This window comes from Christiangramia aestuarii (genome assembly GCF_009735585.1).
Taxonomy (GTDB): Bacteria; Bacteroidota; Bacteroidia; order Flavobacteriales; family Flavobacteriaceae; genus Christiangramia; species Christiangramia aestuarii.
The window spans coordinates 375,352-388,098 of record NZ_VJVW01000004.1 but is presented as its reverse complement, the minus strand read 5'-3'; the positions used below and the strand labels follow the sequence as shown (position 1 = coordinate 388,098).

The following is a 12,747-nucleotide window of genomic DNA, read 5'->3' as shown; positions in this document are numbered from 1 at the left end:
CAAAGAAATTTTATTAACAAATCTTTTTTTCTGTAAATTTATTCAAATTGGCCTTGATGAATTCTGAAGATTTACTTTATACTCTCGCTCTGCAAAACATTCCAAATCTGGGAGATACAACGGCCAAGAAGCTCATTCGTAAATTCGGGAACGCCAGGAATATCTTTGCTGAAAAGTCATCGAATTTGGTCAAAATAGACGGGGTGGGACAGGGAAGAATTCAGGAGCTTAAAGATGCCAAATATTTAAGGGCTGCTGAAAATGAATTGAAATTCATCCAGGATAACGCCATCGAGGTATATTATTTCCAGGAAGAACAATATCCAGAAAAACTGAAGCATTGCTTAGATGGTCCCATTCTCCTTTTTTCCAGGGGTAAAATAGACCTGCGTAGAAAAAGGATGCTTAGTATCGTGGGTACCAGGCAGGTCACTTCTCATGGGATATCCTTTTGCGAAGACTTAATTGAAAAGTTGGCCATTCTCGACCCGGTTATAGTTTCGGGTTTCGCCTATGGCGTAGATATCACCGCACAAAAGGCTGCGGTGAAGAACGGCCTGCAGACCATTGGATGCCTGGCTCATGGTCTTAACCAGGTCTATCCAAAATCTCATAAAAAGTATATTAGGGAAATTGAAGAGAATGGTGGTTTCTTTACCGACTTCTGGAGTACCGATAATTTTGACCGGAATAATTTTCTAAAGCGTAACCGCATTATAGCCGGTTTGAGCGAGGCTACGGTTGTGATTGAAAGTGCTGAGAAGGGCGGGGCACTGGTAACTGCAGATATTGCAAATTCTTACGACAGGGAGGTGTTCGCCGTTCCCGGGAGACCTGGGGACAGGTTTAGTATTGGATGCAATAACCTTATCAAAACCCAACAGGCCCACGTGCTGACTTCAGTGGCCGACCTTGCCTATATCCTGAACTGGGAGATCGAGGAAAAGGAAAAAGTCGTGCAAAAACAACTCTTCATCGAGCTGGAAGAGGACGAACAAAAACTATACAATCTTCTAAAGGAACGCGGAAAGACAGAACTGGACCTGCTGGCCTTGAACAGTAATTTCCCGACCTTTAAAACAGCTTCACTGCTTCTAAATATGGAACTAAAGGGCGCTGTAAGACCTTTGCCTGGAAAACTGTTCGAGGTGATCTAGTATCCTGCCTTGGTCCTAACTTTCTTAAGTACCTCGTTAGCTACCTTTCGGGCTTTTTCTGCACCTACTTCCAGTGCCTTGTCTATCTCCTCAAGATTATTGATGTAGTATTCATATTTCTCGCGGGGCTGCTGGAACTTTTCCTTTACAAGTTCAAAAAGGGCCTGCTTGGCATGACCATAACCATAATTTCCACCTTCGTAGTTCTTTCTCATTTCAAGGATCTGCTCCTCGCTGGCCATAAGTTTATATAGAGCGAAAACATTACAGGTATCAGGATCTTTAGGTTCTTCAAGGGGAGTACTATCGGTTTCTATCCCCATGATCTGCTTTCTAAGCTTTTTATCTGTCTGGAATATATTGATGGTATTTCCTTTGGACTTACTCATTTTCTGTCCATCGGTTCCGGGTACATACATGGTTCCTTCCTGTACTTTGGCTTCCGGGATCACGAATACTTCACCCATTTTTGCGTGGAACCTTGAGGCTACATCCCTGGTCATTTCCAAGTGTTGTAGCTGGTCTTTCCCTACGGGAACTATCTCGGCGTCGTATAACAGGATGTCTGCCGCCATCAGCATAGGATAGCTAAATAGTCCGCTGTTCACGTCTTCCAGCCTGTCTGCTTTATCCTTAAAGGAGTGAGCCAGGGTCAAACGCTGGTAAGGGAAAAAACAGCTGAGGTACCATGATAGTTCAGTTACCTGCGGGATATCGCTCTGGCGGTAAAATACGCTGCGGTTAATGTCCAGTCCACAGGCCAGCCAGGTTGCGGCAACAGAATAGGTGTTCTGCCTAAGAGTTTTAGCATCTTTTATCTGCGTAAGAGAATGCAGGTCTGCGATAAAAATAAAGGAATCGTTGTCTGGTTGATTCGCCATATCTATCGCCGGCATAATTGCTCCTAAAAGATTCCCCAAATGAGGGGTTCCTGTACTTTGTACTCCTGTAAGTATTCTGGACATTGAATTTCTGAATTTTGTTGCAAAGGTAATTTTTTTATAGAATTCGCTCGGTTCATTTTAGTACTTTTGGAGACTATGAGTTTTATCAAAGCGGCGGCAATCCTGTTATGGCGAATCTGGTTCTATGTGCTTATGATCGTGCCAATTGTGATCATGTTGCCCTTCCTGCTCATTTTTACCTCTTCAGAAAAATTTTACGCGCAGTTCTTTATTTGCGCCCGTATTTGGGCGAAGGTGATCATCTATGGGATGGGTTTTCGGATAGTGATGGAGGCAGATGAGCAGTTGCAAGAGCATAAAAGCTATATGCTGGTGGCCAATCATACCTCGATGCTTGATATTATGTTAATGCTAGCCGTTATAAAACAGCCATTTGTTTTCATCGGAAAAAAGGAGTTGAGTAGGATCCCTGTATTCGGATTCTTTTATCGAAGGACCTGTATCCTGGTAGATCGCAAAAACCAGAAGAGCGGGAAGGCTGCTTTTGAGGAGGCCCAGCGCAGGCTGGAGCAGGAGAACAGCGTATGCATATTCCCAGAGGGTGGCGTTCCCGATGACCGGAGCATAATTTTAGACCAGTTCAAGGATGGCGCTTTCCGGCTGGCGATAGAGCACCAGATCCCCATAGTTCCCATCACCTTTCACGACAATAAGAAGCGTTTTTCCTATAAGTTCTTTAGCGGAAGCCCTGGTAAGCTAAGGGTTAAGATCCACAATTTTATAGATACGAGGGAGTTGGAACTTACCTGCAGAAAGGATCTGAAGGATCGCACTTACCATATCCTTTACGAAGAGCTTACCAATCCTAGTCTGTGATCTAGAACCTGAAGTTAATACCTGAATACACCCCGAAATTTACAGGCTGCACATTATCTACATTATTGAAGGTGTTCAGCTGGTATTTGAAAATAGGCTCCATGCTTAGACTGAACTTTTCGGTCAATTTATAATCCAGCCCCAGCCCGATGTTGGTACTGAAACTGGTGCTGTTAATATTAGTAGCTTCACCAAGCCTGGTTCTGGATTCTCCCGATACCAGGTCTACCCGGTTGTGATCCAGGAACAGACTGCTTCCGCCACCAATGATATTCAGGCCAAACCTTTTGTCTATCAGGGCATATTCCAGTTCTAATGGGATTTCGATATAGCCGAACTGCTGTCTGATCTCTCCCGGAGTGGCCACCGCAGTGGTAAGCGCGGTATTGCTGTCTCCTGTGAAGGTAGGTAATGGGCCGGTTTGCTCGCCTGCTGGAGATGGTGCACTGTTATTATTTCTTATTTCGATATTGTCTTCAAGTAGACTCAGGTTTTCAAAACTAGAGGCCATAGCGGGAGAAAAAGCGATCCCCTGGGTGCTGTTATTGATATCAACTTTACTTATTCCGGTTCTAATACGCAGTTTCTCAGAAAGCTGATATGCTACCTTCACCCCGTAAGAAAGGGTGACTTCAGAAGAAGATCCGTTCTCTGCCAGTTGATTGGATAGTTCGTTCCCGTTGCCGATATTCTTGTAGAAAACCGGAGCAGCGAAGGTAGAAAGCCTCATTCTTTTAAGGTCTGCCTCTGCAATGGCTTCTTCCTCGTCTTTAGATTTTTCTTTTTCTTCCTCGATTTTGGCCAGTTCATTTTCATCTTCCAGGAGCGAAGCTGGCGAAATCGAATCGATCTTCACAGGTTCATTTTCAGCAATCATCCCGGAATCGGCTTTGTTTGCCGGCACCGGGTTAATTGCATCTTCTTCTTTTTCATTTTTTGGTGCAGTGGTTTGCGAAGTCTGCTGTGCCACCGCGGTATTTTTGGAGAATAATGCTGATTCTTTTTTAGTATCCTTTTTTAAATTATCCTGTTTTGCCAGGGCCTCCTGTGTGTTGTTTTTAGTTCCTAATGATTGGCTGCTGTTTGAGTTTTCCTGCCCTCCCTGCATTGCTGAATTCTCCTCTTCTGCAATACTATTTGGAGATTCAATTCTAGCTGCCTCATTTTTATTGTGTATGGATTCTCCTGGCTCGGTTTCAGGGCTATTATCGATTTCCTCGATCACTACTCCGGGTTCATTGGAAAGAGGAGACTGATTCTGGGTAAACAGAAGGCTGGCGATTACGATCGCCAATACCGCTGCAACGCCACCAATCTTCCACCAAAGTGGGATCAAAACAGGCTCTTTTTCCTCCTCCTTGTCAAGTCTCGAGGCGATGTTCCCCCAAAGTCTCTCATCGGGCTCCCTCTCGAAGTCCTTGAATTTTTCCTGGTATATCCGGTCTATGTTCTTCTTTTCTTTCATATTGATTGAGCCGAATTCTGATTATCCTGATATTTTTCTATTCTTTCTTTCAATGCCATTCTTGCCCTGGCCAGGTTAGATTTGGAGGTTCCTTCAGAGATCTGAAGCATTTCTGCGATCTCCCTGTGAGAATAACCGTCCATCACATAAAGGTTGAAAACCTGCCTGTACCTGTCGGGGAGGCTCTGGACACATTCGAGGAGAAAATCTACCGAGAGCTCCTCGGTTTCTATTTCGATCTCTTCTTCCTCTAAATGATCTTCGTTGGTTATGCTATAGACCTTTTGCTGCCTGTGTTTTTGTAAGGCGGTATTTATGAGGATCCTCTTCATCCAGCCTTCAAAAGAACCTTTGTGGTCAAACTGGGAGATCTTTTCAAAAATGGTAACAAAACCATCCTGAAGATTATCTTCTGCCTGTTGTCGGCTATCTGAATACTTCAGGCAAACACCGAACAGCTTTGCCGCATAAAGCCGGTAAAGCTGTTCCTGTGCATTCCTGTTCTGGTTTTTGCACTGTTTGATAAGGTCCTTTAAACCCAAAGAATCATCTATTTTTTTAGAGTTCCGGTCGTTTCGATATCAACCACGGGAACAGTTACTTCATCATACAGAGGTTCGTCTGCAGCATTGGTACCGGTCCAAAAATAGAAAGTATAATCTTCATTTTCGTCTACAGTGATAGTAAAAGTGCTGGTGCCCGAGTTTCCTGAAGTCTGGGCATCACACTCGGTGCTGTTCACAAAACGAGAAACAGCCGCGATAAAGATCTGCCTTCTTTCTGGACCTGTGTTTCCAGCCCTTCTGGCATCTATCCCGGCAAAGGTGTTACACTGTGAGGGTAACAAATAAGTCACCGTCACCGTATAGGTTTTTCCCATTTCGAACTCATCCGGAAGATCGTTTGCTGTAATTTCGGCTAATTCATATTCGATATTCGGAGTTTCATCATCATTGATAGAACAGCTGCTTAGGCCAACTACCGCCAGTAAAATCAATACTATTTTTTTCATATACATTTTTGCTTTTATACAATAGATGCAATGAAATTTAAAAGGTTGCGTTGGGACCAAAAAAAATCCCCTTTCGGGGATTCTTTTTTTATTCTTTAGCGATCTTAATCGCGTTTTTGATCTTCTCTTCGAGTTCCTCCATCAGGTCCGGATTATCCTTAAGAAGGATCTTGACGGCATCACGACCCTGACCTAGCTTGGTATCTTCGTAACTGAACCATGAACCACTTTTCTTAATGATCTCATAGTCTACCCCAATATCGATGATCTCACCAATCTTGGAAACCCCTTCACCATACATGATATCGAATTCAGCAGTTTTGAAAGGTGGTGCCACCTTGTTCTTCACAACTTTTACCCTGGTCTTGTTACCGGTCACGTTATTACCGCTATCCTTGATCTGGGTAGACCTCCTAATATCTAGTCTTACCGAAGCATAGAACTTAAGGGCGTTACCACCGGTGGTGGTTTCAGGGTTGCCAAACATCACCCCGATCTTCTCTCTTAACTGGTTAATGAAGATCACCGTACAGTTGGTCTTGCTGATAGAGGAGGTAAGTTTTCTCAATGCCTGAGACATCAATCTTGCATGAAGACCCATTTTAGAATCTCCCATTTCACCTTCTATCTCGCTCTTAGGAGTAAGTGCAGCAACCGAGTCGATCACGATAATATCGATAGCTCCGGAACGAATAAGGTTGTCTGCGATCTCAAGCGCCTGCTCCCCGTTATCTGGCTGGGAAATAATAAGGTTATCGATATCTACATCCAGCTTTTCTGCATAGAACCTGTCAAAAGCATGTTCCGCATCAATAAAAGCGGCGATCCCCCCTTTTTTCTGGGCTTCTGCAATGGCGTGAAGGGTAAGGGTGGTCTTACCTGAAGATTCAGGACCATAGATCTCTATCACTCTTCCTCTTGGATATCCTCCAACTCCCAAAGCAAGATCCAGACCCAGCGAACCTGTAGAAATAGCCTCTACGTCGGCCACGGCCTGGTCGCTCATTTTCATGACCGTACCTTTACCGTAGGTCTTGTCCATCTTATCAAGGGTGAGCTTCAGTGCTTTTAATTTCGCGTCTCTTTCTTTATCGTTGCTCATGAATGTATTTTATAATTGTAAAATAAGGTGTGCTAAAATAAGACAAGTTTTTTTGCAATACAATAAAACTTAAGTCAGTTTTTTGGAAATATTCCAAATATTTGGAAAAATGTAATATTCATCGAGCTTTATGGTTGGTCTGCGGAAAAATGTATCTTTGCAAAAATTTTCTTTAACACTTAAAATATTAGTATAGCATGCAACTGTACAATAAATTGAGCGCTAAAGAAAGAGAAGCTCTTTTAGAAGAAGCCGGAGAAGACAGGCTAACGCTCTCTTTCTATGCTTACGCAAAGATCGGAAACCCCGAATTATTCAGGAATCATTTATTCATTGCCTGGGATCAGATGGATGTGCTGGGCCGCATTTATGTAGCCCACGAAGGTATCAATGCCCAGTTATCTGTGCCGGCAAAGAGATTTAATGAATTCAAGGCATTCCTTGATGATATTTATTTCCTCGAAAATGTGAGGTTGAACATCGCCATTGAACATGATATCAAATCTTTCCTTAAACTGAAGGTAAAGGTGCGTAACAAGATCGTGGCAGATGGCTTGAACGATGAAACCTTCGATGTTAGGAACAAGGGTGTACACGTTGATGCCGAAAAGTTCAATGAACTAATCAGCGATCCCAACACGGTCCTGGTTGACATGAGAAATCACTATGAAAGTGAAATTGGTCATTTCCAGGGCGCCGTTACTCCAGATGTAGACACGTTCAGGGATTCATTGCCAATTATCGAAGAAGACCTTAAAGAACATAAGGAAGATAAGAACCTGGTGATGTATTGTACCGGAGGGATTCGATGTGAAAAAGCCAGTGCCTATTACAAACACCGCGGATTCAAGAACGTATACCAGCTGGAAGGCGGGATCATTGAGTATACCAGGCAGGTTCAGCAAAAGAATCTCGAGAATAAGTTCATAGGTAAGAATTTTGTTTTTGATCATCGTCGCGCCGAGCGAATTTCAGAGGATGTGATCGCTAACTGTCACCAGTGCGGTAAGCCTTGCGATACCCATGTGAACTGTGCCAACGAGGCATGTCATCTACTGTTTATCCAGTGCGAGGAATGTGCTGAAAAAATGAATAATTGCTGTTCAGATGACTGTAAGGAGATCGCGGCATTGCCTTACGAAGAGCAAAAAGCACTTCGAAAAGGTAAGGGTGCCAGCAACAAGATCTTCAAGAAGGGGAGGTCTGAAGTTTTGCGATTTAAGCAATAGGTTTTTTTCTAAAATGGTGGTGCCAATTAATATTGGTATATTTACTGTTGAAAATTTTTTATGAACCTCAAGGAGGTGCTTTTGCCAGTACGCTAAGCCGAAAATAACGGCTGTTGAAGATGAAGGAGATTCTGCGATTATTACCAGAGTGGTAGGACAGGATGATGTTTAAAGCGTAAGGAAGGGCAGCGTCCTCAATATATAACATATATGGCTTGCAGCAGTTGCTCGACCGGGAAAGACGGTCAGCCGAAAGGATGTAAGAATAACGGAACCTGTGGAACCGACGGATGTAATAAACTTACCGTTTTCGATTGGCTCTCCAATATGTCTCTTCCGGGAGGCGTAGAACCTTTCGATTTTGTAGAGGTCCGTTTTAAGAACGGCCGTAAACATTTCTTTAAAAACACCGAAAAACTAAGCCTTAGCATCGGCGACGTGGTGGCTACTGAAGCCAGCCCGGGCCATGATGTAGGGATAGTTAGCCTTACCGGTGAACTGGTAAGGGTTCAGATGAAAAAGAAGAAAGAGGATCCAAATTCCGGCGAGATCCTGAAGATCTATCGTAAAGCTTCACAGAAAGATATCGATGTATGGCAGGAAGCGCGAGACCGCGAAGAGAAGATTAAACAACGCTCGCGCCAGATCGCCATCAGGCTCAACCTGAGCATGAAAATTAGCGATATCGAATTTCAAGGAGACGGTTCTAAATGTACTTTTTATTATACAGCTGAAGATCGAGTGGATTTCCGCCAGTTGATCAAGGAATTCGCCCGTGAGTTCAATACCCGTATAGAAATGAAGCAGATCGGTCTGCGGCAGGAGGCAGCCAGACTTGGAGGAATTGGTTCCTGCGGCCGTGAGCTTTGCTGTTCTACCTGGTTAACAGATTTCAGATCTGTTAGCACCTCTGCTGCTAGATACCAGCAATTATCACTGAATCCGCAGAAATTAGCGGGACAGTGTGGGAAGCTTAAGTGTTGTTTAAACTACGAACTGGACACTTATCTGGAAGCATTAAAATCTTTTCCAAAAACCGACGTTAAGTTAAAGACCAAGAAAGGAACCGCGGTATGCCAGAAGATCGACATATTCAAGGGGCTTTTATGGTATGCTTATGAAGGAGAGTGGATGAACTGGCATAAATTAACGCCAGAACAGGCCAATAAGATCATCGCGAAGAACAGGAAAGATGAGGCTGTGGGCAGTCTTGAAGAATACGAGGTAGAGGTACAGCTTGTAGAAAGCAAGGATAAAGGCTTCAGCAATGCCGTTGGAGAAGATAGTCTTACCCGATTTGATAAGCCTAAGCAACAGCGAAAAAGACGTAACAATAAAAAACGAAAAAAACGAAAGGGAAATTCCTCAAGATCTAAGAATGCGTAGTGTTTTTATAATTGTTTTCCTGGCTTTTGTCTGTATTTCCGTTTCCTCCTGCGATAAGAACAGGGTCTTTGACGAATATAAGCCTTTAAGGGGCTGGCATAAGGACTCTTTGGTGACTTTTGAGCTGGAGAACCTTGATTCTACTAAGGTTTATGATCTTTTTATCAATATAAGGAATAACAGCGAGTATAATTACAGTAACCTTTTCCTTATAAGCGAGATCAAATTTCCGCAGGGAAAGGTGATCAGCGATACTTTAGAATACGAGATGACCAAACCTAACGGCGAATGGCTCGGCACAGGATTTGGTGATGTAAAAGAAAACAAGCTCTGGTACAAGGAGAATGTGAAATTTGATGAACCCGGAAGTTATAAAGTGACCATTCAGCAAGCGATGCGAAAGAACGGAGAAGTAGACGGGATCGAGGAGCTGGAAGGTATTACCCATGTTGGATTCAGGATCGAGAATAGCGATAATTAATTTTTGAAATATAAATGGCCCGCACACCTAAAAAAACTAAAAAACCTGCTCATAGCAATCGTAAATATATCATAGGATTCTGGACCCTTTTCGGGATAGGCATCCTGGCCGCGGTATTGATCTTCTTGCTTGCAGGATGGGGAGCCTTCGGGAAAATGCCCACTTTTGAAGAGCTTGAAAACCCAGAGACCAACCTTGCTACCGAAATATTTTCTTCAGACGGGAAGACCCTGGGAAAATATTACAGCGAAAACAGAACCCCGATAAAATATGAAGACCTACCAGATCACCTGGTGCAGGCACTGGTAGCTACTGAAGATGAAAGATTTTATCAGCATGCCGGGATAGATGCCAAGGGAACGGTGCGTGCGGCCGTATTCCTAGGAACCCGTGGTGGTGCGAGTACTATTACCCAGCAGCTGGCCAAGCAATTATTCACCGAAGATGTGGCTCAGAACAATATAGAGCGTGTTTTTCAGAAGGTAAAGGAATGGGTGATCTCCACCAGGCTGGAAAGACAGTATACCAAGGAAGAGATCATAACCATGTACTTCAATAAATACGATTTTGTCTACCAGGCCGTGGGAATTCGTTCTGCCTCCAAGATCTATTTTGATAAGGAACCAAGGGAACTTAAGATAGAAGAGTCTGCCGTACTGGTAGGAATGCTTAAGAATTCTGCCCTGTACAATCCAATGCGAAGGCCAGAACTGGTAAAATCACGCAGGAATCAGGTATTTGAGCAGATGAACCGTAACGGGTTCATTTCTGAAACCGAAATGGATTCACTTCAGAAATTACCCATGAAGATACAGTTCACTCCTGAAGGTCATGATGAAGGAATGGCTACTTATTTCAGGGTTTACCTGCAGGGATTCATGAAAGACTGGATAGAGAAGAACCCAAAACCAGATGGTAGTGAATACAATCTTTACCGAGACGGTTTGAAGATCTACACCAGCATAGATTCAAAGATGCAGAAATACGCCGAGGAATCTGTGACCAAACACATTTCCCATCTGCAAAAAGAATTCGACCGCCAGAATGAGAACAATCCTACCGCGCCTTTCAGGGATATAGATAACAGTGAAAAGGAAAGTCTTCTGGAAAGCGCTATGCAAAGATCTGAGCGCTGGAGAAAGATGAAGGCTCAGGGGAAATCTGAAAAAGAGATTCGCAAATCCTTTACCGAGGAAGCCGAGATGAGAGTTTTCAGCTGGAACGGAACTATCGATACCGTGATGACCCCAAGGGATTCCATTCTTTATTATAAATCTTTCCTACAGGCAGGAATGATGTCTATGGTACCGCAAACCGGGGAAGTGAAAGCCTGGGTTGGAGGAACCAACTTCAAACATTTTAAATACGACCACGTAAAACAGGGAAAAAGACAGGTAGGTTCCACCTTTAAACCTTTTGTATATGCGACAGCCATAGATCAGCTTAAATTCTCTCCCTGCGATACCCTGCCAAAATCAAGGTTTACTATTGAAGCTGGCAAGCACGGGAACCAAAACGACTGGTCTCCTAAAAATGCCGGGGACGACGATTATGAAGGCATGGTCTCTTTAAAGAAAGCCCTTGCTCAGTCTATAAATACGGTTACCGCGAGACTTATTGACAAGACCGGTCCTAGGCCAGTGATAGACCTTGTTGAGAAATTAGGGGTTGATGTTTCTAGAATTCCTGCAGTGCCTTCCATCGCTTTGGGAACACCAGATATCAGTCTTTTCGAAATGGTTTCGGCATTCAGCACTTTTGCGAACCAGGGCGTTTACGTAAAACCTGTGATCGTAAATCGTATCGAGGATAAGAACGGTACGGTACTTTATCAGCATGTACCGGAAACAAGGGACGTACTAAGCAAGGAAGCGGCTTATGTTACCGTGAACTTACTTGAAGGAGTTACCCAATCCGGATCTGGCCAGCGACTTCGAGGAACCTGGGCCAAAGGCCGCCAAGACTACGAAAGAGCGGTGACCGGGTATCCTTACGACTTTAAAAATCCTATCGCTGGTAAAACGGGAACAACCCAGAACCAGAGTGACGGATGGTTCATTGGGATGGTGCCAGATCTTGCCACCGGAGTATGGGTTGGCGCAGAAGACAGGTCGGTACATTTCCCGGGAATTAGATACGGACAGGGAGCGACCATGGCTTTGCCTATCTGGGGGATGTATATGAAAGATGTATATGCGGATTCGGAACTTAAAGTCTCTAAAGATGATTTTGAACGTCCAGAAAATCTAAGTATCCAAGTTAATTGTGAGAATTATGGTTCTTCGCAAAAGACTGACGATTCTGTTCCTGATGAGCTGGATTTTTAATGATTCTTTAAAAATAATCCACATTTTCACGAATTAATTCAGATAACTCGCCTTAACGCGTTGTCACCACATTTTTATTTTCGTATTTTCGGTTAAAATTCTGAAAAAATGATCATAAAAACAGTTGATAATGTACAGGAGGCTGTAGATGGTGTTAAGAACGGAATGACATTTATGCTTGGTGGTTTCGGCTTATGCGGGATCCCGGAGAATGCGATTTCTGAACTTGTTCGTCTTAATGTAAAGAACCTTACCTGTATCTCTAACAATGCCGGGGTCGATGATTTTGGCCTGGGCCAGTTACTTCACAAAAAACAGATCGATAAAATGGTTTCTTCCTATGTAGGGGAGAACGCGATCTTCGAAAAACAAATGCTTAGCGGGGAGCTGGATGTGGAACTTATTCCGCAGGGGACCCTTGCGGCCAGATGCCAGGCTGCCCAGCAGGGCTTTCCGGCAATCTATACTCCTGCCGGTTACGGTACCGAGGTTGCCCAGGGAAAGGAAACCCGTGAATTTGATGGTAAAATGTATGTGCTGGAAGAAGCTTTTAAAGCCGATTTCGCTTTTGTCAAGGCCTGGAAAGGAGATAAGGCTGGGAACCTGATATTCAAGGGAACTGCAAGGAACTTCAATCCTGTGATGTGCGGATCTGCAAAGATCACTGTTGCCGAGGTAGAGGAACTGGTAGAACCGGGAGAACTTGACCCGAACCAGATCCATATTCCTGGAATCTTCGTTCAAAGGATTTTTGAAGGCACGAACTACGAAAAGCGTATTGAACAGAGAACTGTAAGAAGTAAATAA

General features: G+C 43.7%; 12 protein-coding genes. 7 read left to right on the top strand and 5 right to left on the bottom strand.

Going from position 1 to position 12,747, the window contains the following annotated elements:
• The first annotated feature begins 56 nt into the window (after positions 1-56).
• A complete protein-coding gene (gene dprA / locus FLP08_RS12120; RefSeq protein WP_156277001.1) occupies positions 57-1,157 on the top strand; it encodes a DNA-processing protein DprA in 1,101 nt (366 codons plus the stop codon).
• Here the strand turns inward: dprA and trpS are convergent.
• Entirely contained in the window at positions 1,154-2,122 is a 969-nt protein-coding gene (gene trpS, locus FLP08_RS12115) for a tryptophan--tRNA ligase (RefSeq protein WP_156277000.1), read from the bottom strand. The two genes, dprA and trpS, sit on opposite strands and share 4 nt — an antisense overlap.
• A gap of 75 nt (positions 2,123-2,197) precedes the next feature.
• Here trpS and FLP08_RS12110 point away from each other — a divergent pair, with 75 nt between their 5' ends.
• Positions 2,198-2,938, top strand: coding sequence for a lysophospholipid acyltransferase family protein (locus FLP08_RS12110; protein WP_156276999.1), 741 nt, complete (start codon positions 2,198-2,200; stop codon positions 2,936-2,938).
• 1 nt (position 2,939) lies between these two features.
• Here FLP08_RS12110 and FLP08_RS12105 read toward each other — a convergent pair whose 3' ends face one another.
• The 4 genes from FLP08_RS12105 to recA form a co-directional block, all read right to left on the bottom strand.
• Entirely contained in the window at positions 2,940-4,403 is a 1,464-nt protein-coding gene (locus FLP08_RS12105; RefSeq protein WP_156276998.1) for a hypothetical protein, read from the bottom strand.
• The gene (locus tag FLP08_RS12100; protein ID WP_156276997.1) at positions 4,400-4,945 is read right to left on the bottom strand and encodes an RNA polymerase sigma factor; all 546 of its coding nucleotides are present in this window, start codon (positions 4,943-4,945) and stop codon (positions 4,400-4,402) included. The genes FLP08_RS12105 and FLP08_RS12100 overlap by 4 nt, the downstream gene beginning before the upstream one ends.
• A gap of 8 nt (positions 4,946-4,953) precedes the next feature.
• Positions 4,954-5,415 carry a membrane lipoprotein lipid attachment site-containing protein gene (locus FLP08_RS12095; protein WP_156276996.1) on the bottom strand — a complete coding sequence of 154 codons (462 nt, stop codon included), beginning with the start codon at positions 5,413-5,415 and terminating at the stop codon, positions 4,954-4,956.
• Positions 5,416-5,503: 88 nt separating this feature from the next.
• Positions 5,504-6,517 carry a recombinase RecA gene (recA, locus tag FLP08_RS12090; protein WP_156276995.1) on the bottom strand — a complete coding sequence of 338 codons (1,014 nt, stop codon included), beginning with the start codon at positions 6,515-6,517 and terminating at the stop codon, positions 5,504-5,506.
• Positions 6,518-6,714: 197 nt separating this feature from the next.
• Here recA and trhO point away from each other — a divergent pair, with 197 nt between their 5' ends.
• The 5 genes from trhO to FLP08_RS12065 all read left to right on the top strand — a co-directional run bounded on the left by trhO (position 6,715) and on the right by FLP08_RS12065 (position 12,747).
• Positions 6,715-7,746, top strand: a complete 1,032-nt coding sequence (gene trhO, locus FLP08_RS12085; RefSeq protein WP_156276994.1) for an oxygen-dependent tRNA uridine(34) hydroxylase TrhO — start codon at positions 6,715-6,717, stop codon at positions 7,744-7,746.
• A gap of 210 nt (positions 7,747-7,956) precedes the next feature.
• Positions 7,957-9,132, top strand: coding sequence for a PSP1 domain-containing protein (locus FLP08_RS12080; protein ID WP_156276993.1), 1,176 nt, complete (start codon positions 7,957-7,959; stop codon positions 9,130-9,132).
• Positions 9,125-9,613 carry a gliding motility lipoprotein GldH gene (locus FLP08_RS12075; RefSeq protein ID WP_156276992.1) on the top strand — a complete coding sequence of 163 codons (489 nt, stop codon included), beginning with the start codon at positions 9,125-9,127 and terminating at the stop codon, positions 9,611-9,613. Before FLP08_RS12080 ends, FLP08_RS12075 begins: the two co-directional genes overlap by 8 nt.
• Before the next feature lie 14 nt (positions 9,614-9,627).
• The gene (locus tag FLP08_RS12070) at positions 9,628-11,940 is read left to right on the top strand and encodes a penicillin-binding protein 1A (protein ID WP_156276991.1); all 2,313 of its coding nucleotides are present in this window, start codon (positions 9,628-9,630) and stop codon (positions 11,938-11,940) included.
• Positions 11,941-12,048: 108 nt separating this feature from the next.
• Positions 12,049-12,747, top strand: coding sequence for a CoA transferase subunit A (locus tag FLP08_RS12065; RefSeq protein ID WP_156276990.1), 699 nt, complete (start codon positions 12,049-12,051; stop codon positions 12,745-12,747).

What these genes read in the sequence shown, in the direction of transcription:
- dprA (WP_156277001.1), top strand. Translation starts at nt 57, where the DNA reads ATGAATTCTGAAGATTTACTTTATACTCTCGCTCTGCAAAACATTCCA.
- trpS (WP_156277000.1), bottom strand. Translation starts at nt 2,122, where the DNA reads ATGTCCAGAATACTTACAGGAGTACAAAGTACAGGAACCCCTCATTTG.
- FLP08_RS12110 (WP_156276999.1), top strand. Translation starts at nt 2,198, where the DNA reads ATGAGTTTTATCAAAGCGGCGGCAATCCTGTTATGGCGAATCTGGTTC.
- FLP08_RS12105 (WP_156276998.1), bottom strand. Translation starts at nt 4,403, where the DNA reads ATGAAAGAAAAGAAGAACATAGACCGGATATACCAGGAAAAATTCAAG.
- FLP08_RS12095 (WP_156276996.1), bottom strand. Translation starts at nt 5,415, where the DNA reads ATGAAAAAAATAGTATTGATTTTACTGGCGGTAGTTGGCCTAAGCAGC.
- recA (WP_156276995.1), bottom strand. Translation starts at nt 6,517, where the DNA reads ATGAGCAACGATAAAGAAAGAGACGCGAAATTAAAAGCACTGAAGCTC.
- trhO (WP_156276994.1), top strand. Translation starts at nt 6,715, where the DNA reads ATGCAACTGTACAATAAATTGAGCGCTAAAGAAAGAGAAGCTCTTTTA.
- FLP08_RS12080 (WP_156276993.1), top strand. Translation starts at nt 7,957, where the DNA reads ATGGCTTGCAGCAGTTGCTCGACCGGGAAAGACGGTCAGCCGAAAGGA.
- FLP08_RS12075 (WP_156276992.1), top strand. Translation starts at nt 9,125, where the DNA reads ATGCGTAGTGTTTTTATAATTGTTTTCCTGGCTTTTGTCTGTATTTCC.
- FLP08_RS12070 (WP_156276991.1), top strand. Translation starts at nt 9,628, where the DNA reads ATGGCCCGCACACCTAAAAAAACTAAAAAACCTGCTCATAGCAATCGT.
- FLP08_RS12065 (WP_156276990.1), top strand. Translation starts at nt 12,049, where the DNA reads ATGATCATAAAAACAGTTGATAATGTACAGGAGGCTGTAGATGGTGTT.